Below are 24,723 nucleotides of genomic sequence, written 5' to 3' on the forward strand. Positions count from 1 at the left end.
ATCAATATGCCGGGTCTATACGATTCCGGCCGGGAATCTATCGGGAGAGTCGCCAGGTTGTATGGATGAGTTTTATTCGGCGAGATCCAGCGTCATGGTGACCATGGGGGGATCGCTGGAGTTGTCCTTTGGCTCGATCGCAAAGCCCAGCTCCTCGGCCATTTTGACCATCCGGTGATTTTCACGCAGCACATCGGCAAAGACATGCCGGATACCTGTACTGCGGGCATAGTCAAGGATCTTCTCCATCAGGCAATAGCCCAGACCACTCCCTTTCATGTCACTGCGCACCATAATGGCCAACTCGGCATCTTCCTTGTCGGGGGTGGCTAACAGGCGAACGACTCCGACGATACTTGCTTCACCGGGTGGCATCGCGACAAAAGCCATCTCTCTGTCATAGTCGATCTGGGTCAGGCGGGCCGCAAAGGCATGGTCGAAGTTCTGGATGGTGTTGAAGAAGCGTAGTCGTACATCCTCCTTGGATGATCGACGAAGCATATCGACCAGAGCGTTTTCATCCTCGGGCCGAATAGGCCGCAAGTCGTAGCGCCCGCCATGCTGGGTCTCGATTTCTTGTTCCAGCTGATATGGGTAGGGGCGAATGGCAAGTGGGCGTCGATGGGCGCGCTCGGCCCGCACGACAATACGGGCATCCAGGGCAATGACCCCAGAGGGATCGGCGAGAAGCGGATTGATGTCCAGTTCGACGACCCGTTCTAGCCCACATACCAGATGAGACAGCTTGATGAGCGTCAGTGTGATCGCCTCGAGGTCGGCCGCCGGACGATCCCGATAGCCACGCAGCAGGCGTGAGATCCGCGATTCCTGGATCATCTCGCGCGCCAGCAGTTGGTTGAGCGGTGGCAGGCCGACAACGCGATCACCGATGACCTCGACAGCCGTGCCACCTTGCCCGAACAGGATGAGCGGCCCGAACACACTGTCTTCGGCGACGCCCACGATCAGTTCATGCGCGTCCGGACGGTGAATCATCGACTGTACGTTGAAGCCATCGATGCGCGCTTTGGGGGCGATGCTCTGGATGCTGGCGAGCATATCCTCGGCTGCCTGGAGCACGGCACCGGGGGAGGCCAGATTCAACTGCACTCCGCCCACATCGGACTTGTGGGAAATATCGCGGGACAGGATCTTCACCACGACCGGAAAGCCCAATTGCTGCGCCGCCTGGCTGGCTTCTTCTGGTGTCCGTGCCGTAATGGCCGGGGCTGTCGGGATGTCGTAAGCGGCGAGTATCGCGGTGGCCTCGGGTTCCGTCAGGACGCTGCGCCCATCTTCCAGGACTCCGTCGATGATCGACTCCGCCTTGGCCTGATCGATCGTGATGGCATCGGAAACCGCCGGCGGTGTTTCCATCAACGACTGTTGATTTCGCCAATAACTGGATAAGTGTCGAAGGGCCCGGATGGCCTGTTCCGGGGTCTCGTAGGTTGGAATTCGCCGGGAGGCAAACAAACGACGCGCCTCGGTAGGCGACTTTTCACCCAGCCAGCAAGTCAGCACGGGAGGTCGTCGCGAACCGAGGGTTTCGACGACAGCCTGGGCGGCATCCAGACTGTCGGCGACCGCCACGGGACAGTTCATGACAAAGATGGCGTCGATATCGGGTTCATCGAGCAGTGCATCGAGTGCTCCCGCGTAACGTTGTCCCGGCGCATCACCGAGGATGTCCACGGGGTTCGCGTGTGACCAGTCCTTCGGCAGCAAGGCATCCAGGCGCTTCAACGTCGCCTCGGAAAGCTCGGCTAATTGACCGTGCATGTCGGCCAGCTCATCGACAGCGAGAACGCCGACTCCTCCACCGTTGGTGAGGATGGCGAGTCGATCCCCCTTGACGCGAATGCCGGTCGCCAGTGTTCCTGCCGCTTGAAAGAGCTCATCGAGTGTGCGGACTCGCAACATCCCCGCGCGACGGAAGGCTGCGTCGTAGACGGCATCGGCGCCGGCAAGCGCTCCGGTATGCGACAGCGCAGCTTTGGCACCGGCAGTGCTGCGTCCCGCCTTGACGACCACGACAGGCTTGTTGCGTGACGCCATCCGGGCTGCCGAGAGAAACTTGCGTGCTTCAGTAACAGCTTCGGCGTAGAGCAGAATGGAATGTGTCTTGGGATCGAGCGCCAGATAATCGAGCATATCGCCGAAGTCGACATCGCTCATGGAGCCGAGAGAGGCGACATGAGAGAAGCCGATACCTCGGGCCGAGGCCCAATCGAGGATCGATGTCGCCACCGCACCCGATTGGGTGACGAAAGCGATATCGCCCTTCGCTGGGGTGAGGTGCGCAAAGCTGGCATTGATGCCCACGTGTGGTGACAGAATGCCCAGACAATTGGGACCGACAATTCTCATTAGAAAAGGCTTGGCGGCCTCCAGCATTGCTTTCTTCAGTGCATCGCCATCTTCATTCTCGCCCTCGCCAAAGCCAGCCGAGATCACGACCGCGGCGCGACAGCCTCGCGTACCGAGCTCATGAATCAACTCCGGCACGGTAGCGGCAGGGGTGGCAATGATCGCCAGGTCGGGGGCTAGCGGTAGTTCGCTTATTGTTTGGTAGTTCAGGGTCGAGCGGATAGCTCGTTCCCTGGGGTTTACGGTGAGAATCGGACCGGCGAAGCCTGCTCCGTAGAGATTTCTGGCCAGCACTGCCCCCACCGATCCAGGGCGATTGCTGGCACCGATCAGGGCAATCGTGGAGGGTGAGAACAATGCATCAAGATTGCGAATCGACATCAATGCCCTCCAAAAGCATTGCCGCCTTGAGTTGTCCCGTCAGAGCCCCTGCAACCTGCTGTCATCATACGTCTAAATGGACGGGTCGGGCATTACCTTCTGCCATCAGGGTCTTGACCTTGATCATGTTGCAGGTTCAGGCATCTGCTATGCTGCTTTTGCCTATCATGAGGCGTAGCTGCGAGAAGAGGCTTCTCGGTCGGCCGGGCTAAGCATAGCAGCTAATTTAGTATGGTCCCGTGGGTAGTGACTCTCGTGGAGTACGACAACGATGAAAGCGCTTGTATATGAAGGGGTGGGTCAACGTGCCTGGAAAGACAAGCCGAAGCCGGCGATCGAGGCCCCTACTGATGCTGTGGTAAGGATTACCCATACCACGATCTGCGGTACAGACCTGCATATCCTGAAAGGGGATGTCCCTGCTGTGGAGTCCGGCAGGACCCTGGGGCACGAAGGCATAGGCGTCGTCGAAGAAATAGGCGAGGGCGTGGCCAATCTGAAGAAAGGCGATCAGGTTCTCATTTCCTGTATCACGTCCTGCGGTCGTTGCGATTACTGCAAACAGGCAATGTATTCCCACTGTCGTGATGGAGGCTGGATCCTCGGCCATTTGATCGATGGTACGCAGGCCGAATATGTCCGCATTCCACATGCCGACAATAGTCTCTATCGCTTACCGTCCGGACTCGAGCCTGCGGCGGCGCTCATGCTGAGTGATATCCTGCCTACCGGACATGAAATCGGTGCGCTCAATGGCGAGGTCCACCTGGGGGATACCATCGCTATCATTGGGGCTGGCCCCATAGGCCTGGCTGCCTTGCTGACGTCTCGCTTCTATTCGCCGGCACGCATCATCGTGATCGATCCCGACGAGAACCGCCTGGCCGTGGCACGCCAGTTCGGAGCTACCGATACCATTGCCGTTGACCCCGTGGAAACCGTATTGAAGATGACCGACGGCGAGGGTGTGGATGTCGCCATGGAAGCGGTGGGTATCCCGGAGACCTTCGATGTGTGTCAGCGAATCCTGCGCCCCGGCGGCCGCCTCGCCAACATGGGGGTCCACGGCCACAGTGTCGAGTTTCATCTCGAGGATCTTTGGATAAAGAACGTCACCATCCGTACGGGACTGGTGAATACCAATACCATCCCTGTGCTGATGCGTTTCCTGGAATCCGGCGGCATCGATGCCGAAGGCTTGGTCACCCACCGGTTTGCGCTCGACGACATCGAGCAGGCCTATGACGTGTTCTCGCGAGCGGCGTCTGAAAAAGCCATCAAGATGCTGCTCACCGCCGAATAGGGGGCCTCGGCGCGCGGGTTCTGACGTGATGTTGGCATTTTTTTAACGCAACGAAAAACCGTCACCCGGCATGACCCGTGAGTGGCGGTTTCTCTGATGTTTCTGGTCGGAGCGACTGGATTCGAACCAGCGACCTTTGCAACCCCATTGCAACGCGCTACCAAGCTGCGCCACGCTCCGACTCCATTCCCTGGTCGACCCTTGTGCGTCTTAGGCCTCCCCGAGAACGAGGCGTATACTAGCGCGTTCGTGAGCAAATGAAAAGCCCCTTTTGCGCTTTTGTTTCAATTGCTTGGCCAATGAAGCCAGTGATGGTGTCCGGCTGCCGGGCTTTGCCACAATACCGCATGTCGAAAAGGGCGATGAGATGAACGGGGGGCGAGATGCCATTGATCATGGGGATGAGCATGCTGCTGGCATGCCAGATGCTGGGCGAGCTGGTGACACGGGGGCTGACGTTGCCGGTACCTGGGCCGGTGATCGGCATGGTGATCCTGCTGGCGGCCTTGATAGTGCGGGGCAAGGTGCCGTCGAGCCTCAGGATGACCGGTGAGGGGCTGCTGCGTTACTTGACGTTGCTGTTTGTGCCGGCGGGTGTCGGCTTGATGGTCCATGGTGCCCTGATCGGTGCCGATCTGCTGTCGATCGCCGTGACGCTGGTGGGCTCCACGGCCATGACCCTGGCGGTGACCGCTTGGGTGTTGTCATATCTGCAACGACGAGGCGAGGGCAAGGCTGACGGCGAGGATGGCGCATGAATGTAGCGGCTCTTGATCAGTTGTGGGTCTATCTTTCCGGTAACCCATTGCTGTCGTTGTTGGTGACACTGCTGGCCTTCATGATCGCGGTACGCCTCAATCGCGCCCTGGGCGGTACGCCGCTGCTGCACCCGGTCACCCTGTCCATCGCCATCCTGATCGGCTTCCTGCTGCTGGTCGACATGGATTACGCCACCTATTTCGAAGGGGCGCAGTTCATCCACTTCCTGCTGGGACCGGCCACGGTCGCCCTGGCGATTCCCCTATATGACCATCGCGAGCGCGTCCGGCGCCTGCTGGGGCCGCTGCTGTTGGCCTGTATCGCGGGCATCCTGACCGCGGTGACCAGCACCGTCGGCCTGGCGCTGCTGTTCGGGGTGCGCCAGGAAACCTTGCTGTCGTTGGCGCCGCGCTCGGTCACCTCGCCCATTGCCATGGGCATCGCCGAGCAGATCGGGGGGATTCCCTCGCTGGCGGCGGGGCTGGTGCTGCTGACGGGTTCCATCGGCTGTGCCCTCGGTCCTGCCATCTTCCGCCTGCTGAAGATCACCGATCCGGCGGTACAAGGCTTCACCATGGGGCTGTCGGCCCATGGGTTCGGTACGGCTCATTCCTTCGCTCGCCTGGGGGCAGTGGCGGGGGCCTTTTCGGGCCTTTCGATGGGGCTGACGGGCCTGCTGACCGCCTTCCTCCTGCCGCTGATCACGCGGCTTCTTGGCCTGAGTTGACGCCTGCCGCTTTGACATCATCGGGGCTTCGGCGCGTGCATGGTCTAGGTTCAAGGAACAGGATGCGTCGAAGGAGCATGGCAATGTGGCGAGTGATCAAGTCGGTTCTGGCGGCCTTCTTCGGGGTGCAGAAGGAGAGCCGTCGACACGAGGATTTTTCTCGCGGGCGGGCTTCGCACTTCATCATTGCCGGCATCCTGATGGGGGCAGGGCTGGTGCTGTTGATTGCTTTGGTCGCCTCGTTGGCCGCGCGTTAGTGCCGATCGTTGAGAGTGGCGTTTATGAACCTGCGGCCGGTCAGGCCGTGACGAATGGCGAGGCTCTTCTATACTCGATCAAGTAGCGGCTAATACAACAACAATGTTCAGGAGGAGGCGATGCGCAAACGGCTCGTGCGGACAGCGGGATTGGTCGCCTGCTCGGGGCTGTCGGGAAGTGCGCTGGCCAATGGCTGGAACATGCCGGTCGGTGTCACCGATGTCAGTCGCGAGATCCATTCCCTGCACATGATCATCTTCTGGATATGCGTGGCCATCGGCGTCGTCGTCTTCGGCGTGATGTTCTACTCGCTGTTCCGCTATCGCCGTTCGCGTGGCGCCAAGGCCGCCAACTTCCATGAACACACCGCCGTGGAAGTCATTTGGACCCTGATCCCGCTCCTGATTCTGGTCGCCATGGCGATCCCCGCCACCGCAACGCTCAAGACGATGTACGACGCCTCCGAGGCCGACCTGGATGTCATGATCACCGGTCAGCAGTGGCGCTGGCGCTATTCCTATCTCGGCGAGGAGGTGGCTTTCACCTCCAACCTGGCGACATCGCGTTCCCAGGTCAGCGGGGAGAGCGAGAAAGGCGAGAACTACCTGCTCGAGGTCGATGAACCCCTGGTGTTGCCGGTGGATCGCAAGGTACGCCTGCTGATGACTTCGGACGACGTCATTCACTCCTGGTGGGTGCCGGACCTGGCCGTCAAGCAGGATGCCGTGCCGGGCTTCGTCAACGAGAACTGGGTGCGCATCAACGAGCCGGGGATCTATCGCGGTCAGTGCGCCGAGCTGTGCGGGCGTGATCATGCCTTCATGCCGGTGGTGGTGAAGGCCGTGGAACCCGAACGATTCGATGCCTGGCTGGCCGAGCGCAAGGAAGCCGCCGCCCAGGAAGCGCTGGGCGTGGACCGCGAGTGGGAGCTGGGCGAATTGATGGAGCGCGGCGAGCAGGTCTACGGCAGTATCTGCGCTTCCTGCCACCAGCCCGATGGTTCGGGCAGTCCGCCGGCCTTCCCGGCATTGGCCGGCAATCAAAAGATACTGGACGATCCCGACTATCACATCGACACCGTGGTCAACGGCGTGTCCGGCACGGCGATGCCGGCCTTCCGCAGTACGCTGAATCCTGTGGAGCTGGCCGCGGTGATCACCTATGAGCGCAATGCCTGGGGCAACGAGACCGGCGATGCCGTACAGCCGGCCGATATTGCCGAGCTACTGGACGAGTAGGACACAGCGCTTTTCGACGACGGATACCGAGGGGGATAGATCATGGCTTCGCACCTGCCTCCCAGACCCACCGCCCAGCAGAGTCAGGCCGACGCCGGCGGCATGGCGGCGGACGAGCACCATCATTATGGGCCGCGGGGCCTTAAGCGCTGGTTGCTGACCACCAATCACAAGGAGATCGGTACCCTGTATCTGATCTTCTCGCTGACGATGTTCTTCATTGGCGGCATCTTCGCCATGGTGGTCCGGGCGGAACTGTTCCAGCCGGGCCTGCAACTGGTCCAGCCCGAATTCTTCAATCAGATGACCACCATGCATGGCCTGATCATGGTGTTCGGGGCGGTCATGCCGGCTTTCGTCGGTCTGGCCAACTGGATGGTGCCGCTGCAGATCGGTGCCCCCGACATGGCGCTGCCGCGCCTCAACAACTTCAGTTTCTGGCTGCTGCCGGTGGCCTTCGCCTTGCTGCTTTCCACCCTGGTGATGCCGGGGGGCGCGCCCAATTTCGGCTGGACCTTCTATGCGCCGCTCTCGACCACCTATGCACCGCCTTCCACGACCTTTTTCATCTTCTCGCTGCACCTGGCGGGCATCAGTTCGATCCTCGGCGCGATCAACATCATCGCAACCATCCTCAACCTGCGGACACCGGGCATGCGCCTGATGGACATGTCGCTGTTCGTCTGGACCTGGTTGATCACCGCCTTCCTGCTGATTGCCGTGATGCCGGTACTGGCCGGGGTGATCACCATGATGCTGCTGGACATCAACTTCGGTACCAGTTTCTTCAATGCCGCCGGTGGCGGGGATCCCGTGCTTTTCCAGCACCTGTTCTGGTTCTTCGGGCATCCCGAGGTCTACATCATGATCCTGCCGGCCTTCGGCATCGTCTCGGTGATCATTCCGACCTTCGCCCGCAAGCGCCTGTTCGGCTATGCCTCCATGGTGTATGCCACGGCATCCATCGCGATCCTCTCGTTTCTGGTCTGGGCTCACCACATGTTCGTCGTCGGCCTGCCGTTGGTGGCGGAGCTGTTCTTCATGTACAGCACCATGCTGATCGCGGTGCCCACCGGGGTGAAGGTCTTCAACTGGATCACCACTCTATTCCGCGGTTCTCTCACCTTCGAACCGCCGATGCTGTTTGCCCTGGCCTTCGTGGTGCTGTTCACCATCGGGGGCTTCTCGGGCCTGATGCTGGCCATCTCGCCGGCTGACTTTCAGTACCACGATACCTATTTCGTGGTCGCGCATTTCCACTATGTGCTGGTGCCCGGGGCGGTGTTCGCCATCATGGCGGCCGTCTACTACTGGTTGCCCAAGTGGACCGGCCACTACCCGCATACACGGCTTTCACAGTGGCATTTCTGGCTGTCGGTGATCGGGGTGAACCTGACCTTCTTCCCCATGCACTTTGCCGGGCTGGCCGGCATGCCGAGGCGGATTCCGGATTACGCCCTGCAGTTCGCCGACTTCAACATGGTCACCAGCATCGGGGCGTTCATGTTCGGCGCCTCGCAGTTGCTCTTCGTGGCCGTGGTGGTGCTCTGTGTGCGCGGCGGCGAGAAGGCGCCGGCCAAGGCCTGGGATGGTGCCGAGGATCTCGAGTGGACGGTTCCCAGCCCGGCGCCGCTGCACACCTTCGAGACACCACCGCACTTCGAGCCGCATCGGCATTGATGGCGAAGCCGGGAGGCAGGCATGACAGAGCGGCATACCGACGACACACGCAGGGGCGTCAGACGTACCGTGGCCAGGACCCTGGTGGCGCTGGCCGGGATGTTCGTCTTCGCTTTCGCCCTGGTGCCGCTGTACGACGTGTTCTGTCAGGTCACCGGGCTCAACGGCAAGACCTCTAACCAGGCTCAGGCCTTGGTTCACGAGGACGCCGACGAAGGCCGGGTGGTGACCATGCAGTTCATCACCCGGGGCAGCCCCGGCTTGCCCTGGTCGCTGGAAGCGCATACCCGGCAGGTTCGCGTGCATCCAGGGCAGAGCGCCGAGGTCGAGTTTACCTTCGAGAACATGGGTGATGAGGTCAGCGTGGCCCGGGCCGTACCCAGCGTGACGCCTTCGCAGGCCTCGCTGCATCTTCGCAAGCTGGCATGTTTCTGCTTTCAGAATCAACGCCTGGCGCCGGGCGAGCGTTTCGAGGCCCCCCTGGTCTTTCAGTTGACGCGCGACCTGCCGGAGGACATCCAGACGGTCACGCTGGTTTATACCCTGTACCGGCAGGACGCGGCACCGTCCCCGGGGAGCGGGGATCAGGTGCGAGGAGGTGACGCATGAGTGGTGGCAGCTATTACGTACCCGCATCGAGCAAGTGGCCGGCGCTGGGATCCCTGGCACTGGGGATCATGATGGTCGGTACCGGCATGGTGCTGGTGCACGGCAATTCGGGCGCGCCGATCATGGTGATAGGTCTGGTCGGGATACTGGCGGTGATGGCGTTGTGGTTCCGCGATGTCATCCATGAGTCCCGCAAGGGGCTCTACGATGACCAGATGGACCGCTCCTTCCGCTGGGGGATGGGCTGGTTCATCTTCTCCGAGGTCATGTTCTTCGCCGCCTTCTTCGGTGCACTGTTCTATATCCGCACCTTCGCGCTGCCGTGGCTGGATGGTGAAGGCGCCAAGGGCGTGGCCGCGCTGCTGTGGCCCGACTTCACGGCTTCCTGGCCGTTGCTGGAACCGCCGGATGCGGCCATTCAGGGGCCGCATCAGACCTTCAGCCCCTGGCACTTGCCGCTGGTCAACACCCTGATCCTGGTGGGCTCGAGCATCACGCTGACGGTGGCGCACGAGGGCCTGAAGGAAGGGCGGCGCACCACGGCGCGCCACTGGTTGACGCTTACCGTGCTGCTGGGGCTGTGCTTCATCGCGATTCAGGGTATCGAGTATCGGGAGGCCTATGTCCATTACGGCATCACCCTGCAGGCGGGTATCTACGGTGCGACCTTCTTCCTGTTGACGGGCTTTCACGGCGCCCATGTGATCGTCGGCACCCTGATCCTGATCGCCATCCTGGCGCGGGTCTGGAAAGGGCATTTCTCCGCAGACGATCATTTTGGATTCGAGGCGGCGGCCTGGTACTGGCACTTCGTCGACGTGGTGTGGATCGGGCTTTTCACCTTCGTCTATGTCTTCTGAGCCAGATGGAGCTCGTTCGGCCTCAGCCGCCGAGGCCGCCGGCATAAAAGCCGTACAGGAGCAGTATCAGCAGCAGGGCGGCCAGGCAGACGCGCAGCTTGAGGGAAATGAGCACACGTCGCGAGCGGCCGCCATCCTTGAGCAAAAAGCCGGCGCCAGCGGCGAGGCTTGCGACCATGGCAATGAAGACGAGGGCAATCAGGACCTTGAGAAGCATGTCGGACTCCATGACGAGGTTTGCCACACGGATGCGGTCCAGCCGTCGCCTGATGCTGTGGTTCGGGTTCTGGGCCTGCCTGGTGGTTCTCGGACTCGGACTTGGACTATGGCAGTGGGAACGTGCCGCCGACAAGCGCGAGTTGCTGGCGCGTTACGACTCAGCTCCTCGGCTGGTGGCCCCCGAGTCCGCACCGCCCGACGGCGCGCGGATCAGCGTGTCGGGAGAGTTCCTGGCGAAAGAAACCCTGTTTCTCGACAACCGCATTCATGGAGAGCGGCTCGGCGTGGCGGCCCTGACCCCGCTGCGTGGTGATGACGGTCGTCTGTGGCTGGTGGAACGGGGGTTCCTGCCCACCGGACCGAGCCGAGACACGCCGCGGGTGTCGACGCCGGAGGGCCGGGTGAGCGTGGCGGGACGTTGGCAGGTGGCCGGAGACTCGGCACCACTCTTCGGCCCCAATCGCGAAGGCAAGCGCCTGCAGCACATCGCGCTCGACGCCTGGGAGGGCCTGGGGGGATTCGCCCATGCTGGCTGGTTGCACCAGGAGGAAGGGGGCGGCCACTTGGCTTCCTGGTGGCAGCCCAATGTGTTGCCGCCGTCGCGTCATCTCGGCTATGCCGCCCAGTGGTGGGGACTGGCGCTGACGGCGCTGGTGGTGATGATTGTCGGTGCCCGCCGCCTGAGCCGTGATCGATCTCGGCATACGCCCAATGACAAGGAGACACGTCCATGACCGATGCCCGTATCGCCCGTTCGCGGTTCAAGCTGCTGGCGTTGTTCGCCGTGTTCGCCCTGCCCATGGTGATGGCCTGGGGCATGGTCGAGTGGCGATTGGGCATTCCCGATGAGCGTACCGCCCATGGCACGCTGGAACCCGAGCTTCCGCAGCTGGCCGACTGGCCGCTGGGCGAGGTGTCCAAGGAGGGGGCCGACGATTGGCTGATGGCCTTCGACTGCACGGATGACTGTGCCGAGTCGGCGGACCGCTGGTGGCGGGTGCACCGTGCCCTGGGACGTGACGCCCACCGGGTCAGCAGGCTGCGCATCGGCGGGACGCAGAGCGAGGCTCTGCCCGGCGAAGCGGTCGTGACATGGCAAGGTGCGCCGGAGTGGCGGGAACCCGGCACTCTCTGGATCATCGACCCCGAGGGGCGGGCGGTGCTGAGCTACGGCGAGGGCGTCGAAGCGTCGAACGTGCTGGAGGACATCGAACGCTTGCTGGAGCTGAATCCCGAGCCACCTCTGGCGCGCCTGCACGACGAGTGATGGGAGGGCTGGCGGATGCATATGCGAGATCGGCAATACCGGGCCAGGTTGAACGGACTGCGCTGGTTGAGTCTGCTGGGGGGGCTGCTTGCCGCTCTGGTGGTGCTGGCCGGTGCCTGGACCCGGCTGGTGGATGCCGGCCTGGGATGCCCGGACTGGCCCGGGTGCTATGGGCAATGGGTGGTGCCGGACTCGACCCGCGCCCTGATGCATTCGCCTGATGTGCCACTCGATGCATCCAAGGCGTGGATGGAAATGCTGCATCGCTATCTGGCCTCGTCACTGGGATTGCTGGCCATTGCCGTGGTGGTGCTGGGCCGACGTCTTAGGCACCACGAAGGGTACCCATGGCGATTCTCCCTGGGACTGCTGACGCTGATCCTGGTACAGGGCGCCTTCGGTGCCTTCACCGTGACGCTGCGTCTATGGCCTCAGGTGGTGACCCTGCATCTGCTGGGTGGCATGGCCGTGATGGGTAGCTTCCTGTGGTTGTATCTACGATTCCGGCGCCTGGCGGTGCCGGGAGTGGCGCGCCGGCGGCCGCGCCGTTTGACACCGCTATGGGGACTGGCGCTGGTCCTGCTGGTGCTGCAGCTGGGGCTGGGGGGCTGGACCTCGAGCAATTATGCCGGCCTCGCCTGTCAGGGATTTCCCACCTGCAATGCCCAGTGGTGGCCGAACATGGATTGGGGGGAAGGCTTCCACCTGACCCAGACGGTGGGGCCCAACTATCTGCATGGGCAACTGCACGGCGAGGCGCGCAGTGCAATCCAGATGGGGCATCGTCTGGGTGGGGTAGCACTGTTCCTGTGCCTGCTGGGACTCGGTCTGCGTCATCGTCGGGATCGCGGCGTGTCGCCCTGGCTCGGAGCGATGGGGGGCGCCTGCCTGCTGCAGGCGGCTCTGGGTATTGCCAATGTCCTGTTCTGGCTGCCGCTCTGGCTGGCCTTGTTGCATACGGCGGGCGCGGCCGTACTGGTGACGGCGACGCTGCTGGCGGTCTGGCACTGGCGATGGGGAGACACTGTGGCCCGCTCATCGCCATCGGTGGCGGCAAGGGAGTTGATGCATGCATGATGCTCGGTCGATGGCTCAGCAAGCCGTCATGCCGCTATGGCGCGATCTCGTGACCCTCGGCAAGCCGCGGGTGGTGGCAGTGATGCTGGTCTGCAGCCTGGTGGGTATGCTGCTGGCCCGGCCGGTACCACCGTTCGACAAGCTGGTGCTGGGGCTGGTGGGCATCGGGCTGGCCGCCAGCGGAGCCGCGGCGTTCAATCATGTCGTGGATCGTCGGCTGGATGCGATGATGCTGCGCACGGCGTCGCGCCCCCTGGCGACGAGGCGACTGTCGATACCGCTGGCCCTGGGCTGGGCAAGCCTGTTGTCGGTGATGGGAATCGGCCTGTTGTACGTTGGGGTCAACGCCTTGACGGCCTGGCTCACCTTCGGCTCGCTGATCGGCTATGCCCTGATCTACACCGCCTTTCTCAAGCGAGCCACACCCCAGAACATCGTGATCGGCGGTGTGGCTGGCGCCGCTCCGCCACTGCTGGGCTGGACGTCGGTGAGTGACCAGCTCGGGCCCGAGCCGTTGCTGTTGGTGTTGATCGTCTTCGCCTGGACGCCGCCGCATTTCTGGGCCCTGGCGATCCACAAGCGCGAGGAATACGAACGGGCTGAAGTCCCGATGCTGCCGGTGACCCACGGCGAAGCCTTCACGCGCCTGCAGGTATGGCTCTATGGCTGGTTGACGGTTGCGGTGACGCTGCTGCCCTTTGTCATCGGCATGAGCGGCTGGCTCTACCTGGCGGGCGTGACGGCGCTGAACGTACGCTTCATGTGGTGGAACGGGAAGGTCTGGCGGGGGCGGGACCCGAAGGCGCCGCTTGCGGCCTTCTGGTTTTCCATTCGTTATATTCTGGGTGTTTTCGTCGTCCTGCTGCTGGACAGCTATGCCACGCTCTGGTGGTCTTGAGTGGCGGCGGTGGCATCCCATTACCACCGCCGCCCGGGATCACCAGAACAGCATCAGCAGCGGATAGGCCAGCAGCGTGACCAGCACGGTGCTGATCAGGTTGAGCACGAAGCCGGCGCGGATCATAGACTGGATCTTCATGTGTCCGGTGGCGAACACGATGGCATTGGGCGGCGTGGCGACCGGCATCATGAAGGCACAGCTCGCGGCGATGGCCGCCGGTACGGTGACCAACAGCGGCGAGATGTCCAGAGACAGCGCCAGGGCGCCGAGCAGTGGCAGGAAAGCAGCGGCCGTGGCGGTGTTGGAGGTCACCTCGGTGAGGAAGATGATCACCAGGACCACGACGCCGATCAGCGCCAGCACCGGGAAGGCGCCGAAGATACCGAGGTGTTGGGCGATCCACTCGGCGAGGCCCGAGCGGCTGATGCCGCCGGCCAGCGCCAGGCCGCCTCCGAACAACAGCAGAATGCCCCATGGCAGGTTCTGGGCATCCTCCCAGCGCATCAGGCGCTGGCCCCGTTCGTTACCGGAGGGGAGCAGGAACAGGAGGATGCCGGCGGCGATGGCGATGCCCGTATCCGACAGCCAGTCGAGTCCGTGCTGGTTGAGCAACGGGCGAACGACCCAGGCCAGGGCGGCCAGCAGGAATATCACGCCGACCCGGCGTTCGGCGGACGACATCGTGCCGAGCCGAGCTAATTCGCGATCGACCATGGCAGCGCCATCCTCGCCGGTATCGAGGGCGAAGCCACGGCGCGTCAACCACCACCAGGCGCAGACCATCATGGCGAGACTGATCGGCAAGCCCACCAGCATCCATTGCGCGAAGCCGAGGTCAATGCCACGACTGTCGGCCAGGTAGCCGGCCAACAGGGCGTTGGGAGGCGTGCCGATCAAGGTGGCAACGCCACCGATGCTGGCGGAATAGGCGATGGCCAGCAGCAGGGCGGTCGCGTAGCGACGTAATTCCTCGGGATCGCTGTCGTCGAGCAGGCTGACCACCGACATGCCGATGGGGAGCATCATGATGGCGGTGGCGGTATTCGACACCCACATGCTGAGAAAACCGGTGGCGATCATGAAGCCACCGATCTGTCGCCGCGGACGCTGGCCGACGACCTTCAGGACATGCAGGGCGATGCGTCGGTGCAGATTCCACCGCTGCATGGCGATGCCCAGCAGAAAGCCGCCCAGGAAGAGATAGATGATGGGATTGGCGTAGCTCACCGCGGTATCGCCCATGCCTTCGATACCAAGTGCCGGCATCAGCACCAGCGGTAACAGGGACGTGGCGGGAATGGGAATGGCCTCGGTCGACCACCAGGTGGCCATCAGCAACGCCAGCCCGACGCAGGCCCAGGCGGATTCCGGCATGCCGGCCGGAGCGGGCGACAGCCAGGTCAAGACCAGCCAGAGTGGCCCGAGCCACAAGCCGATACGTGCAGCGAGAGCAGGAGGTGGGGAGGCAGGGCTCGAAGACATGATCTCTCCTTGGACATCGTGACAGGTGTCGAATGATGCGACGTTCGGAGGGGGATTCTATCCGAGCGAGCGCCAGCGTGCAGCGAGAGCTAATACTTGTTCTCGTGTCCCGCTGGCGGAGATCGATGACTTGGGCCGGCCACCTTGACCGGTATAGAATGCAGCCCGCTCCAAGTCACTCGTCGACAGGAATCCAGATTGATGTCCACCACTATCGCCTTGATCCTGCTGGGCCTTGGCCTGGCCATCGTGGCAGGCCTCGGCGTTTATGCCTATGTGTTATGGCGGGAAGTCCGTCGTCGGCAGGCATTTCGCGAGGAGGAATTACGTCGGGCACACGATAACTGCCTGGAGAATCTCGAGCTGGTGGCCAATGCCTTGCAGCAGGGGCAAGTCGATATTACCGAAGGCGCCTGGCGCTGCAAGACGCTTCTGGACATCCTCGATCCATCATTGGTTTCGCGGCCGGAATTCCTCGCATTTGCCGAGGTTCATGAGCGAACTCGTCATCTGCATACGCATTCGGCGCGGCAGGCTCTGACCCCCAGGGCGCGCTTCCAGGAGGATCGTGAACGCTTGAAAGTAGAGGACGAATGGCGTGACGAGGTCATCAAAGCAGCCTCGCATGCCCTGGTGTTTCGACGCGGCTGGCCGGATTCTTTGCATTGATTTGAATGACCTAAACAAAACAATGTATTACACTTTTCAGTGCGTTTTTCGATTGAAAGGTGACTCAGTCTCCGGCAAGCTGCTAATCGCGACGTAGATGACTGATAAGTGGATGGAGTCCCGGTCATTACGTGCCGTTGATTGGCCGAGATCGCGATTTCGTGCTTTCTTGGTCGGTGTGGGCGGACAAGATCCGTCTCCGGTTGGCCATACCATCGGACTCGCTGGATGGCTAAGCCCTATGCTGGCCCCGCTAGATTTGTGTCAAGAAGGAGTCTTACATGAAAAAATCAACGACTGGCTTGTTGCTCGGTTCCGCGCTGGTGGTCGGTCTTTCCGGCTGCGCCAGTTCGGCGTCTCAATCCTCCGGCATGGGCGACAGCTCGACGTCTGATCGTGCCTGGTACAAGCATCCTGCTGTGTGCAGCGTTGCAGGCGGCCTGATCGGTGCCGGTATCGGCTACGGTGTCTCCGATGACGACGACGAGGACACTGGCGCCTATGTCGGCGGTACTGTCGGTGCCACGGCGGCCGCGCTGCTGTGCGCCGAGCCGAACAAGGGTCCGGCCCCTGTCGGCGACAGCGATGGCGATGGCGTGCCGGACGACAAGGACCAGTGCCCGGGTACCCCGGCCGGTGTCGCCGTTGACGCCGTCGGCTGCCCGCTGGATTCCGATGGTGACGGCGTGCCGGACTATCAGGACCAGTGCCCGGGTACCCCGGCCGGTGCCGAGGTCAATGCCCTGGGTTGTGTCGAGGACCTGGTGCTGCAGGACGTCAACTTCGAGTTTGACTCCGCTCAGCTGACTATGGGCGCCGAGTCCGTGCTGACTGATGTGGCTTCCAAGCTGCGCGCCAACGAGAACGTCCGTGTGCGTATCGAAGGTCACACCGACTCCGTCGGTCCGGCCCAGTACAACAAGGACCTGTCTCAGCGTCGTGCCGATTCCGTGGCAAGCTTCCTGGCCAGCCAGGGCATTGCCGCCAATCGCATGACCACCATCGGTTATGGCGAAGAGCAGCCGGTGGCCAGCAACGACACCAAGGCGGGTCGTGCCGAGAACCGTCGTGTCGAGCTTGGCGAGTGGGAGTGATCCTCTCCTGAGTCGACCTCACAGCGCCCCGGCCTTGCGTCGGGGCGCCGAATAGAGTCGGAAAGGCGCCTTCGGGCGCCTTTTTCATTGTTGATTCGGCCTGACCATGGCGCTGTCGGTAGGGCGTCTGGTAGGCTAATGCCGCTCAAGGCAACCCATCTTCTCGCGACATGTGATCCTTGGTATGGATCACCACTGTGCACAAGGAATCGCTTCATCATGCCCATCGTGACCCTGCCGGACGGCAGTCAGAGATCCTTCGACGAGCCCCTCTCCATCATGCAACTGGCCGAGAGCATCGGTACCGGCCTGGCCAAGGCCTGTGTGGCCGGTCGTATCGATGGCGAGCTGGTGGACGCAGCGGACATCATCGATCATGACGCCGAAGTGGCGATCATCACTGCCCGTGACCCCGAGGGGCTGGACATCATTCGTCACTCCTGCGCCCACTTGATCGGTCATGCGGTCAAGCAACTCTACCCGGATGCCAAGATGGCCATTGGCCCGGTGATCGAAGACGGGTTCTACTACGATATCGACTTCGGTCGCTCGATCACTCCCGAGGATCTCGAGGCGATCGAAGCACGCATGAAGTCGCTGATCGAGACCGGTTACGATGTCGTGCGCGAATACGTCGACCGCGACCGCGCCATGCTGACCTTCCTGCATCGCGACGAGCCCTACAAGCAGGAGATCGTGCGCGAGATCCCCGAAGGGGAGACGATCCGCCTCTATCATCACCAGGAATACACCGACATGTGTCGGGGGCCTCACGTCCCCAATACCCGTCATCTCAAGGCCTTCAAGCTGACCAAGCTGGCCGGCGCCTACTGGCGCGGGGATGCCGAACGGCCCATGCTGACGCGCATCTACGGCACCGCCTGGGGCGACAAGAAGCAGCTCAAGGCCTACCTCAAGCGTCTCGAGGAGGCCGAGAAGCGGGACCATCGCAAACTGGCGCGCAAGCTCGATCTCTTCCATATGCAGGAGGAAGCGCCGGGCATGGTGTTCTGGCATCCGCGTGGCTGGACACTGTGGCAGGTTGTCGAGCAGTACATGCGCCAAGTGTACAAGGATGGCGGTTATCAGGAGATCCGCTGTCCGCAGGTGATGGATGTGTCGCTGTGGAAGAAATCAGGTCACTGGGACAACTATGCCGACGGCATGTTCTTCACCGAGTCGGAGAAGCGTGAATACGCGCTCAAGCCGATGAACTGCCCGGGGCACGTGCAGGTCTTCAACTCGGGCCTGCGCAGCTACCGCGAACTGCCGGTGCGTTATGGCGAGTTCGGCGGCTGCCACCGCAACGAGCCTTCCGGTGCCCTGCATGGCATCATGCGCGTGCGTGCCTTTACCCAGGACGACGGCCACGTCTTCTGCACTGAAGAGCAGATCGAGCCCGAGGTCACCAGCTTTCACCGCCAGGCCCTGCAGGTCTATCGTGACTTCGGCTTCGAGGACATTGCCGTCAAGATCGCCCTGCGTCCTGAAAAGCGCCTCGGCGACGACGCCGTCTGGGACCGTGCCGAAGAAGCGCTGCGTGGCGCTCTGCGGACCTGCGACGTCGACTGGGATGAATTGCCGGGCGAGGGCGCCTTCTATGGTCCCAAGATCGAATACCATATGAAGGACTGCCTGGGCCGCGAGTGGCAGGTGGGCACCATGCAGGTCGACTTCATGATGCCGGTGCGCCTCGGCGCCCAGTATGTGGCCGAGGACGGGGAGCGACGCTCGCCGGTGATGCTGCACCGGGCCATCGTCGGCTCGATGGAACGCTTCATCGGTATCCTCATCGAGCACTATGCCGGCGCCATGCCGCTGTGGCTGGCACCGCAGCAGGCTGTGGTGTTGACGATCACCGATGCACAGCGCGATTATGCCACTTACCTCGAGCAGCGCTTGCAGAAAAAGGGCTTGCGAGTCAAGGCGGACTTGAGGAATGAGAAGATCGGCTTTAAAATCCGCGAGCATACGTTGCAGAAGGTCCCCTATCTCCTGGTGGTGGGAGATAAGGAAGTCGAAGCCGACTCGGTGGCCGTGCGCTCGCGCAGTGGCGAGGATCTCGGCACCATGACGGTGGATGCCTTCATTGACCGGATTCAGGCCGAGCGGCGCTAGCGACATCTTCCAAGACTAAAGTGGAGACGGAACCATCAAGAGAAGCAACCCCAGAGGACGCCCGCAGGAAAAGCGTCCCCCGATGAACGAGAGAATCACCGACGAGCAGGTGCGCCTGATCGATAGCGACGGCGAGCAGCTGGGCATCATGCCCACTCGCGATGCGCTGGAGCGCGCCGAGGCGGCGGGGATGGATCTCGTGCAGATTTCCAATGCCGATCCGATCGTCTGCAAGATCATGGATTACGGCAAGTTCGTCTTCGAGCAGAAGAAGCAGAAGGCGGCACAGAAGAAAAAGCAGAAGCAGATCCAGGTCAAGGAAGTCAAGTTCCGGCCTGGCACTGACGAGGGCGACTATCAGGTCAAGATGAAGAACCTGACGCGCTTCCTCGAAAGTGGCGACAAGGGCAAGGTCACGTTGCGTTTCCGCGGTCGCGAGATGGCCCACCAGGACATCGGCCGCAAGCTGATGGAGCGCATCGCCGCCGATCTCGAAGAGATCGGTACTGTCGAGTCCTTCCCCAAGATGGAAGGTCGTCAGATGATCATGATCATTGCCCCCAAGAAGAAGTGATCCGGCGGCCAGTCAAACGGGTGGCGGGTGTGATGCCCGCCATCGGCCCCGGGTTTTCTCAAAAACCTCGAGCGGAGTTCAACTCATGCCGAAAATCAAGAGCAACAGCGGCGCTGCCAAGCGCTTCAAGAAGACGGCCAACGGCTTCAAGCACAAGCAGTCGTTTCGTAGCCACATCCTGACCAAGAAGTCCACCAAGCGTAAGCGTCACCTGCGTGGTATGAAGCAGATTCACGACGCCGACAAGCCGCTCGTGCAGCGTATGCTGCCGAACCTGTAACCCTTGGTTGTCATTCTTCAACGTCAGGAGTAAGCCATGACTCGTGTCAAGCGTGGTGTCGTCGCACGTCGTCGTCACAAGAAAATCCTCAAGCAGGCCAAGGGTTACTACGGTGCCCGTTCGCGCGTCTTTCGCGTGGCCAAGCAGGCTGTCATCAAGGCCGGTCAGTATGCCTATCGTGACCGTCGCCAGCGTAAGCGCCAGTTCCGCGCCCTGTGGATCCAGCGCATCAACGCCGGTGCCCGTCAGCACGGCCTGTCCTACAGCCGCTTCGTCGGTGGCCTGAAGAAGGCCGGGATCGAGATCGACCGCAAGGTGCTGGCCGACCTGGCCGTCAACGAGAAGGCAGCGTTTGCCGCTATCGTCGAGAAGGCCAAGGCTGCCCAGTAACGGGGATCGAGAGGGTGCGGTGCCCGCCGAGCGCGAAGCGCCGCCCCGATGATCGTCACAGGGGAAGAGCAGCCGCTCTTCCCCTGTTTTTTTTGCATGCGACACCCGATCGCGTCGACGAAAACCGCCTGGCGGAATATCGATCGGCGATGACCGGACCAAGAATTCGGAGCATCAACGGATGGACCACCTTCCCACTCTGGTCGCCGAGGCCCGCGATGCCATCCAGGCCGCTGAAAGCATGGCCGCATTGGATGAGCTGCGCGTGCGCTACCTCGGCAAGAAGGGCGAGATCACCGCGCTGCTCAAGGGCCTGGGCCAGCTACCGGCGGAAGAGCGTCCGGCCGCAGGGGAGCGAATCAACCAGGCCAAGCAGGCGTTGTCCGCCGATCTCGAAGAGCGCAAGCAGGCGCTCGAGAAGGCCGACCTCGAAGCGCGGCTGGCCGCCGAAACACTGGATGTGACACTGCCGGGGCGCGGCCAGCCCAGCGGCGGCCTGCATCCGGTGACCCGGACCCTGGAGCGCATCGAGGGGCTGTTCACCCATGTCGGGTTCGACGTGGCGGTCGGGCCCGAGATCGAGGACGACTACCATAACTTCGAGGCCCTCAACATTCCCGCTCATCATCCGGCGCGGGGCATGGCCGACACCTTTTACTTCGACGCCACCCGGCTGCTGCGTACCCACACCTCGCCGGTACAGGTGCGCACCATGAAGAGCACCGAGCCGCCGATCCGCATCGTCTGCCCGGGGCGTGTCTACCGTAGCGATTCCGACCTGACGCATACACCGATGTTCCACCAGGTGGAAGGGCTGCTGGTTGACGAGGACGTGCGCTTCTCCGACCTGAAGGGCACCATTCAGGACTTCCTGCATGCCTTCTTCGAGCGGGACGATCTGGCCGTGCGCTTTCGTCCCTCCTATTTCCCCTTCACCGAGCCCTCGGCGGAGGTCGATATCCAGTGCGTGATGTGCGACGGGGCAGGGTGCCGGGTCTGCTCACACAGCGGTTGGCTGGAAGTCATGGGCTGCGGCATGGTGCATCCGGAAGTATTCCGCCACTCGGGTATCGACAGCGAGCGCTATACCGGCTTCGCTTTCGGCATGGGGGCCGAGCGGTTGGCCATGCTGCGTTATGGCGTCAACGACCTGCGGCTGTTCTTCGATAATGACCTGCGCTTCCTGCAGCAGTTTGCCTGATTGTCACCAGTACACAGCCAGGGAGTATTGTCGTCAGGCTTGATGCACGGGGCGGGGGCAGGTAGCGCCCGGGGAAGGGGCTCAGCGCTTCCTCGTAGACCTGTCGACGACCCGTCTCCGTGTCGCCGACTGCGATACTCCTAGAGAGCACAGCGATAGGATTTGTCATGAAATTTTCCGAACAGTGGCTGCGTGAATGGGTCTCTCCGGCGTTGGCGACTCAGGCGCTGGCCGATCAGATCACCATGGCCGGCCTCGAGGTGGATGGCATCGAGCCCGTGGCCGCGGCCTTCGATGGCGTGGTAGTGGCCGAGGTGATCGAGCGGGCGCCGCATCCCGATGCCGACAAGCTCAACGTCTGCCAGGTCGACGACGGTGTCGAGCGGCTGCAGGTCGTCTGCGGTGCCCCCAATGTCGCCGAGGGCCAGAAAGTGGCCTTCGCCCGGGTCGGTGCCGTGCTGCCCGGTGACTTCAAGATCAAGAAGGCCAAGCTGCGCGGCGTCGAATCCCGCGGCATGATCTGCTCCGCCTCCGAGCTGGGGCTGGAAGAGGAAACCTCCGCCGGTATCCTCGAGCTGCCGTCGGCGGCGCCGGTCGGCGAGGACTTCCGCACCTACATGACCCTCGACGACAGCACCATCGAGGTGGACCTGACGCCCAACCGGGGCGACTGCCTGAGCATCAAGGGCATGGCGCGCGAGGTCGGCGTGCTCAATCGCCTGCCCGTCGAGGGGCCGAGTGTTGCCCCGGTGGCATCCGTGCACGAGGAAACCTTCCCGGTGCGGGTCGAGGACACCGAGGGCTGTCCGCGCTACCTGGGGCGGGTGATCAAGGGCGTCGACGTGACGGCCGAGACGCCGCTGTGGATGGTCGAGCGCCTGCGCCGCAGTGGCATTCGCTCCATCGATCCGGTAGTCGATATCACCAACTACGTGATGCTCGAACTCGGCCAGCCCCTGCACGCCTTCGATCGGGCCAATCTCGACGGTGCCGTGGTAGTGCGTCGGGCCCGCCAGGGCGAACAGCTGGTGCTGCTCGATGGCCAGACCATCACGCTGAACGGCGATACCCTGATCATCGCCGACGAGCGTGGTCCTCTGGCCATCGGCGGTGTCATGGGGGGAGAGCACTCGGGAGTGAGTGTCGACACCCGCGACATCTTCCTCGAAGCCGCGCACTTCTCGCCGCTGGCCGTGGCCGGCCAGGCTCGCGCCTACGGCCTGCACACCGATGCGTCGCACCGTTTCGAGCGTGGCGTCGACCCGCGGCTCGCCCGGGAGGCCGCTGAGCGTGCCACCGCCTTGCTGCTGGAGATCACCGGCGGCGAAGCCGGTCCGCTGATCGAAGCGGCCGACGAATCTAAGCTGCCCGACGACCGTGAGGTGGTGCTGCGGCGCACGCGGCTCGACCAGGCCCTGGACAAGGTGTTGCCTGACGACGAGGTCGGCGAGATTCTCGAACGCCTGGGCATGAGTGTCGAGCGCGTCGATGAAGGCTGGCGGGCCAGGGTGCCGAGCTGGCGGTTCGATATCGCCATCGAGGAAGACCTGATCGAGGAAGTGGCGCGCATCCACGGCTACAACCAGTTGCCGGCGCGTCATCCTCGGGCTCTTCTTGGTCCGCGTCCGGATAACGAAGCGCGCACGCCGCTTTCCGCCCTGCGTCAGCGCATGGTCTCGCGGGGTTACTTCGAAGCGGTGACCTACAGCTTCGTGGCGCCTGACCTGCAGGAGACGTTGCTGCCCGAAGCCGTGTCGCCGGTGCTGGCCAACCCCATTTCCAGCGATCTGTCGGTGATGCGTGCCAGTCTTTTCCCCGGCCTGGTGCGGGCGCTCGAGCACAACCTCAACCGTCAGCAGAATCGCGTCCGGCTGTTCGAGACAGGCCTGGTATTCCGCGGCGAGCTCGACGATCTCGACCAGGTGCCGATGCTCGGCGCGCTGATCTGTGGCAGTCGCGAGCCGGAGGGCTGGAGCGGCGGCAAGGAGCAGGTCGACTTCTTCGATCTCAAGGGCGATCTCGAGAGCCTGATCGAGATGGGCGGCGAGGCCGAGGCCTGGCGCTTCGAGCCTGGTGCACATCCTGCCTTGCATCCCGGGCAGTGCGCGCGGGTGATGTATCGTGGTCAGGAAGCCGGCTGGATCGGCACCCTGCATCCGGCGGTACGTGCCCGGCTGGGCCTCAAGACCGACGCCTTGCTCTTCGAGGTTCGCCTGGATGCTCTGACCCATGGCCGGGTGCCGGCGTTCAAGCCCTTGTCGCGTTATCCGGAGGTGCGACGCGACCTGGCCTTCCTGGTCGACGCGGAACAACCGGTGCAGGCCCTGCTGGATACCCTGAGAGCCCAGGCCGGTGAATGGCTGGTCGAGGCGCACCTGTTCGATGTCTATCAAGGCAAGGGCGTACCGGAAGGGCGAAAGAGCGTAGCCTTGGGCTTGACCTGGCAGCATCCTTCGCGCACGCTAAATGACGATGAAATCAATCAGTTGGTCGATGCCATCGTCGAGGAATCGCGTTTGCACCTGGGTGCCGAGTTGCGCGCATGAAGCCCTCGGGACGGCTCTGGAGGCAAGAATTGGCTCGACCACCACAGCGTGAGGAAAGCGACATGGGGGCGTTGACCAAGGCCGAGCTGGCCGAACACCTGCACGCCGAGCTTGGCCTCTCCAAGCGCGAGGCCAAGTCCATGGTGGAGTCCTTCTTCGAGGAGATCCGGGGCTGCCTGCGCGAGAACGAGCAGGTCAAGCTGTCTGGATTCGGCAATTTCGACCTGCGCGACAAGCGTGAGCGACCGGGGCGCAACCCCAAGACGGGTGAGGAGATTCCGATTTCCGCCCGTCGGGTCGTGACCTTTCGTCCTGGCCAGAAGCTCAAGTCGCAGGTCGAGGCATACACCGGCGACCAGAGCTGAATCTCCACCACGCCGCATCGAGCCACGAGACAGGCGCCGCCATTTCCCCGGGAAGTGGCGGCGTCGTCGTATTCGAGACTCAGAGTACGCCGTGCTCCAGTGACCAGCCGATCACGACCTTGATCAGGTAGGCCAGCATGCCGGCGCCAAGCACCACGAACAGCATGACGGTGCCGAAGCGTCCCGCGCCGGACTTGCGTGCCAGGTCCCAGATGATGAACCCCATGAACAGCATCAAGCCGCCGATCATGAAAGGGGTGATCCAGGTGTCGATGGCGTCTTGCATGTCTCCTCCTTTGAGTCGCGGGCCCGGTGCATCTCGGTGATCCCCGGGCGCCGGGATGTGCGGCGGCGG

At 62.7% G+C, this 24,723-nt stretch carries 25 protein-coding genes and 1 tRNA gene; 21 read left to right on the top strand and 5 right to left on the bottom strand.

Features of this window, described 5'->3' with window-relative positions:
* Window positions 1-72 precede the first annotated feature (72 nt).
* Window positions 73-2,751: a bifunctional acetate--CoA ligase family protein/GNAT family N-acetyltransferase gene (locus HELO_RS08220; protein WP_013332254.1), complete on the bottom strand. Its 2,679-nt coding sequence runs from the start codon at window positions 2,749-2,751 to the stop codon at window positions 73-75.
* A gap of 271 nt (window positions 2,752-3,022) precedes the next feature.
* Here HELO_RS08220 and HELO_RS08225 point away from each other — a divergent pair, with 271 nt between their 5' ends.
* Complete coding sequence (locus tag HELO_RS08225) at window positions 3,023-4,054, top strand: zinc-dependent alcohol dehydrogenase family protein (RefSeq protein WP_013332255.1); 1,032 nt, start codon at window positions 3,023-3,025, stop codon at window positions 4,052-4,054.
* A 103-nt stretch (window positions 4,055-4,157) separates the two neighbouring features.
* Here the strand turns inward: HELO_RS08225 and HELO_RS08230 are convergent.
* Window positions 4,158-4,234, bottom strand: a tRNA-Pro gene (locus tag HELO_RS08230).
* A gap of 203 nt (window positions 4,235-4,437) precedes the next feature.
* Here HELO_RS08230 and HELO_RS08235 point away from each other — a divergent pair.
* From HELO_RS08235 to HELO_RS08265, 7 genes are all read left to right on the top strand, one after another.
* A complete protein-coding gene (locus HELO_RS08235) occupies window positions 4,438-4,812 on the top strand; it encodes a CidA/LrgA family protein (protein WP_013332256.1) in 375 nt (124 codons plus the stop codon).
* Window positions 4,809-5,540, top strand: a complete 732-nt coding sequence (locus tag HELO_RS08240; RefSeq protein WP_013332257.1) for an LrgB family protein — start codon at window positions 4,809-4,811, stop codon at window positions 5,538-5,540. Before HELO_RS08235 ends, HELO_RS08240 begins: the two co-directional genes overlap by 4 nt.
* An 83-nt stretch (window positions 5,541-5,623) precedes the next feature.
* Window positions 5,624-5,797, top strand: coding sequence for a DUF2970 domain-containing protein (locus tag HELO_RS08245; RefSeq protein WP_082995119.1), 174 nt, complete (start codon window positions 5,624-5,626; stop codon window positions 5,795-5,797).
* Between the two features lie 120 nt (window positions 5,798-5,917).
* Entirely contained in the window at window positions 5,918-7,036 is a 1,119-nt protein-coding gene (gene coxB / locus HELO_RS08250) for a cytochrome c oxidase subunit II (RefSeq protein ID WP_013332258.1), read from the top strand.
* Between the two features lie 42 nt (window positions 7,037-7,078).
* Window positions 7,079-8,716 carry a cytochrome c oxidase subunit I gene (gene ctaD, locus HELO_RS08255; protein WP_013332259.1) on the top strand — a complete coding sequence of 546 codons (1,638 nt, stop codon included), beginning with the start codon at window positions 7,079-7,081 and terminating at the stop codon, window positions 8,714-8,716.
* A 21-nt stretch (window positions 8,717-8,737) separates the two neighbouring features.
* Window positions 8,738-9,325 carry a cytochrome c oxidase assembly protein gene (locus HELO_RS08260; RefSeq protein ID WP_013332260.1) on the top strand — a complete coding sequence of 196 codons (588 nt, stop codon included), beginning with the start codon at window positions 8,738-8,740 and terminating at the stop codon, window positions 9,323-9,325.
* Window positions 9,322-10,185, top strand: a complete 864-nt coding sequence (locus HELO_RS08265) for a cytochrome c oxidase subunit 3 (RefSeq protein ID WP_013332261.1) — start codon at window positions 9,322-9,324, stop codon at window positions 10,183-10,185. The genes HELO_RS08260 and HELO_RS08265 overlap by 4 nt, the downstream gene beginning before the upstream one ends.
* Before the next feature lie 22 nt (window positions 10,186-10,207).
* Here HELO_RS08265 and HELO_RS08270 read toward each other — a convergent pair whose 3' ends face one another.
* Window positions 10,208-10,402 (bottom strand): DUF2909 domain-containing protein, encoded by a 195-nt coding sequence (locus HELO_RS08270; RefSeq protein WP_013332262.1) that lies wholly within the window; start codon window positions 10,400-10,402, stop codon window positions 10,208-10,210.
* A 31-nt stretch (window positions 10,403-10,433) separates the two neighbouring features.
* Between HELO_RS08270 and HELO_RS08275 the strand changes: the two genes are divergently transcribed.
* The 4 genes from HELO_RS08275 to cyoE are packed head-to-tail and all read left to right on the top strand — an operon-like array spanning window position 10,434 to window position 13,646.
* Window positions 10,434-11,138, top strand: a complete 705-nt coding sequence (locus HELO_RS08275) for an SURF1 family protein (RefSeq protein ID WP_013332263.1) — start codon at window positions 10,434-10,436, stop codon at window positions 11,136-11,138.
* Window positions 11,135-11,671, top strand: a complete 537-nt coding sequence (locus tag HELO_RS08280; protein WP_013332264.1) for a hypothetical protein — start codon at window positions 11,135-11,137, stop codon at window positions 11,669-11,671. The genes HELO_RS08275 and HELO_RS08280 overlap by 4 nt, the downstream gene beginning before the upstream one ends.
* Window positions 11,672-11,686: 15 nt before the next feature.
* Window positions 11,687-12,748: a COX15/CtaA family protein gene (locus HELO_RS08285; protein WP_013332265.1), complete on the top strand. Its 1,062-nt coding sequence runs from the start codon at window positions 11,687-11,689 to the stop codon at window positions 12,746-12,748.
* Window positions 12,741-13,646 carry a heme o synthase gene (gene cyoE, locus HELO_RS08290; RefSeq protein ID WP_013332266.1) on the top strand — a complete coding sequence of 302 codons (906 nt, stop codon included), beginning with the start codon at window positions 12,741-12,743 and terminating at the stop codon, window positions 13,644-13,646. The genes HELO_RS08285 and cyoE overlap by 8 nt, the downstream gene beginning before the upstream one ends.
* A 39-nt stretch (window positions 13,647-13,685) precedes the next feature.
* On the opposite strand, the gene HELO_RS08295 is transcribed toward cyoE, so the two are convergent.
* Window positions 13,686-15,131 carry an SLC13 family permease gene (locus HELO_RS08295; RefSeq protein ID WP_013332267.1) on the bottom strand — a complete coding sequence of 482 codons (1,446 nt, stop codon included), beginning with the start codon at window positions 15,129-15,131 and terminating at the stop codon, window positions 13,686-13,688.
* Between the two features lie 201 nt (window positions 15,132-15,332).
* Here HELO_RS08295 and HELO_RS08300 point away from each other — a divergent pair, with 201 nt between their 5' ends.
* The 9 genes from HELO_RS08300 (at window position 15,333) to ihfA (ending at window position 24,368) form a co-directional block, all read left to right on the top strand.
* A complete protein-coding gene (locus HELO_RS08300) occupies window positions 15,333-15,800 on the top strand; it encodes a DUF2489 domain-containing protein (protein WP_013332268.1) in 468 nt (155 codons plus the stop codon).
* Window positions 15,801-16,081: 281 nt separating this feature from the next.
* Entirely contained in the window at window positions 16,082-16,894 is an 813-nt protein-coding gene (locus HELO_RS08305; protein ID WP_013332269.1) for an OmpA family protein, read from the top strand.
* A gap of 219 nt (window positions 16,895-17,113) precedes the next feature.
* Window positions 17,114-19,012, top strand: coding sequence for a threonine--tRNA ligase (gene thrS, locus HELO_RS08310; RefSeq protein WP_013332270.1), 1,899 nt, complete (start codon window positions 17,114-17,116; stop codon window positions 19,010-19,012).
* Between the two features lie 34 nt (window positions 19,013-19,046).
* Window positions 19,047-19,586, top strand: coding sequence for a translation initiation factor IF-3 (gene infC, locus HELO_RS08315; RefSeq protein WP_262982767.1), 540 nt, complete (start codon window positions 19,047-19,049; stop codon window positions 19,584-19,586).
* A gap of 85 nt (window positions 19,587-19,671) precedes the next feature.
* A complete protein-coding gene (gene rpmI, locus HELO_RS08320) occupies window positions 19,672-19,866 on the top strand; it encodes a 50S ribosomal protein L35 (RefSeq protein ID WP_013332272.1) in 195 nt (64 codons plus the stop codon).
* 36 nt (window positions 19,867-19,902) lie between these two features.
* A complete protein-coding gene (gene rplT / locus HELO_RS08325; RefSeq protein WP_013332273.1) occupies window positions 19,903-20,256 on the top strand; it encodes a 50S ribosomal protein L20 in 354 nt (117 codons plus the stop codon).
* A gap of 181 nt (window positions 20,257-20,437) precedes the next feature.
* Complete coding sequence (pheS, locus tag HELO_RS08330; RefSeq protein WP_013332274.1) at window positions 20,438-21,457, top strand: phenylalanine--tRNA ligase subunit alpha; 1,020 nt, start codon at window positions 20,438-20,440, stop codon at window positions 21,455-21,457.
* Between the two features lie 167 nt (window positions 21,458-21,624).
* Complete coding sequence (gene pheT, locus HELO_RS08335) at window positions 21,625-24,003, top strand: phenylalanine--tRNA ligase subunit beta (protein ID WP_013332275.1); 2,379 nt, start codon at window positions 21,625-21,627, stop codon at window positions 24,001-24,003.
* 62 nt (window positions 24,004-24,065) lie between these two features.
* Window positions 24,066-24,368: an integration host factor subunit alpha gene (gene ihfA, locus HELO_RS08340; RefSeq protein WP_041602015.1), complete on the top strand. Its 303-nt coding sequence runs from the start codon at window positions 24,066-24,068 to the stop codon at window positions 24,366-24,368.
* Window positions 24,369-24,447: 79 nt separating this feature from the next.
* Here the strand turns inward: ihfA and HELO_RS08345 are convergent, their stop codons facing one another.
* Window positions 24,448-24,654 (bottom strand): DUF2788 domain-containing protein, encoded by a 207-nt coding sequence (locus HELO_RS08345; RefSeq protein WP_013332277.1) that lies wholly within the window; start codon window positions 24,652-24,654, stop codon window positions 24,448-24,450.
* Between the last annotated feature and the right edge of the window lie 69 nt (window positions 24,655-24,723).

It is taken from the genome of Halomonas elongata DSM 2581, assembly GCF_000196875.2.
Lineage (GTDB): Bacteria > Pseudomonadota > Gammaproteobacteria > Pseudomonadales > Halomonadaceae > Halomonas > Halomonas elongata.

Bases quoted from the DNA above. Each gene is read 5' to 3' on its own strand.
- ihfA (WP_041602015.1), top strand. From the start codon at position 24,066: ATGGGGGCGTTGACCAAGGCCGAGCTGGCCGAACACCTGCACGCCGAG.
- pheS (WP_013332274.1), top strand. From the start codon at position 20,438: ATGGACCACCTTCCCACTCTGGTCGCCGAGGCCCGCGATGCCATCCAG.
- cyoE (WP_013332266.1), top strand. From the start codon at position 12,741: ATGCATGATGCTCGGTCGATGGCTCAGCAAGCCGTCATGCCGCTATGG.
- rplT (WP_013332273.1), top strand. From the start codon at position 19,903: ATGACTCGTGTCAAGCGTGGTGTCGTCGCACGTCGTCGTCACAAGAAA.
- pheT (WP_013332275.1), top strand. From the start codon at position 21,625: ATGAAATTTTCCGAACAGTGGCTGCGTGAATGGGTCTCTCCGGCGTTG.
- HELO_RS08240 (WP_013332257.1), top strand. From the start codon at position 4,809: ATGAATGTAGCGGCTCTTGATCAGTTGTGGGTCTATCTTTCCGGTAAC.
- rpmI (WP_013332272.1), top strand. From the start codon at position 19,672: ATGCCGAAAATCAAGAGCAACAGCGGCGCTGCCAAGCGCTTCAAGAAG.
- HELO_RS08270 (WP_013332262.1), bottom strand. From the start codon at position 10,402: ATGCTTCTCAAGGTCCTGATTGCCCTCGTCTTCATTGCCATGGTCGCA.
- HELO_RS08220 (WP_013332254.1), bottom strand. From the start codon at position 2,751: ATGTCGATTCGCAATCTTGATGCATTGTTCTCACCCTCCACGATTGCC.
- HELO_RS08245 (WP_082995119.1), top strand. From the start codon at position 5,624: ATGTGGCGAGTGATCAAGTCGGTTCTGGCGGCCTTCTTCGGGGTGCAG.
- HELO_RS08295 (WP_013332267.1), bottom strand. From the start codon at position 15,131: ATGTCTTCGAGCCCTGCCTCCCCACCTCCTGCTCTCGCTGCACGTATC.
- HELO_RS08300 (WP_013332268.1), top strand. From the start codon at position 15,333: ATGTCCACCACTATCGCCTTGATCCTGCTGGGCCTTGGCCTGGCCATC.
- HELO_RS08275 (WP_013332263.1), top strand. From the start codon at position 10,434: ATGCGGTCCAGCCGTCGCCTGATGCTGTGGTTCGGGTTCTGGGCCTGC.
- ctaD (WP_013332259.1), top strand. From the start codon at position 7,079: ATGGCTTCGCACCTGCCTCCCAGACCCACCGCCCAGCAGAGTCAGGCC.
- HELO_RS08225 (WP_013332255.1), top strand. From the start codon at position 3,023: ATGAAAGCGCTTGTATATGAAGGGGTGGGTCAACGTGCCTGGAAAGAC.
- HELO_RS08345 (WP_013332277.1), bottom strand. From the start codon at position 24,654: ATGCAAGACGCCATCGACACCTGGATCACCCCTTTCATGATCGGCGGC.
- thrS (WP_013332270.1), top strand. From the start codon at position 17,114: ATGCCCATCGTGACCCTGCCGGACGGCAGTCAGAGATCCTTCGACGAG.
- HELO_RS08265 (WP_013332261.1), top strand. From the start codon at position 9,322: ATGAGTGGTGGCAGCTATTACGTACCCGCATCGAGCAAGTGGCCGGCG.
- HELO_RS08260 (WP_013332260.1), top strand. From the start codon at position 8,738: ATGACAGAGCGGCATACCGACGACACACGCAGGGGCGTCAGACGTACC.
- HELO_RS08235 (WP_013332256.1), top strand. From the start codon at position 4,438: ATGCCATTGATCATGGGGATGAGCATGCTGCTGGCATGCCAGATGCTG.
- coxB (WP_013332258.1), top strand. From the start codon at position 5,918: ATGCGCAAACGGCTCGTGCGGACAGCGGGATTGGTCGCCTGCTCGGGG.
- HELO_RS08280 (WP_013332264.1), top strand. From the start codon at position 11,135: ATGACCGATGCCCGTATCGCCCGTTCGCGGTTCAAGCTGCTGGCGTTG.
- HELO_RS08305 (WP_013332269.1), top strand. From the start codon at position 16,082: ATGAAAAAATCAACGACTGGCTTGTTGCTCGGTTCCGCGCTGGTGGTC.
- HELO_RS08285 (WP_013332265.1), top strand. From the start codon at position 11,687: ATGCATATGCGAGATCGGCAATACCGGGCCAGGTTGAACGGACTGCGC.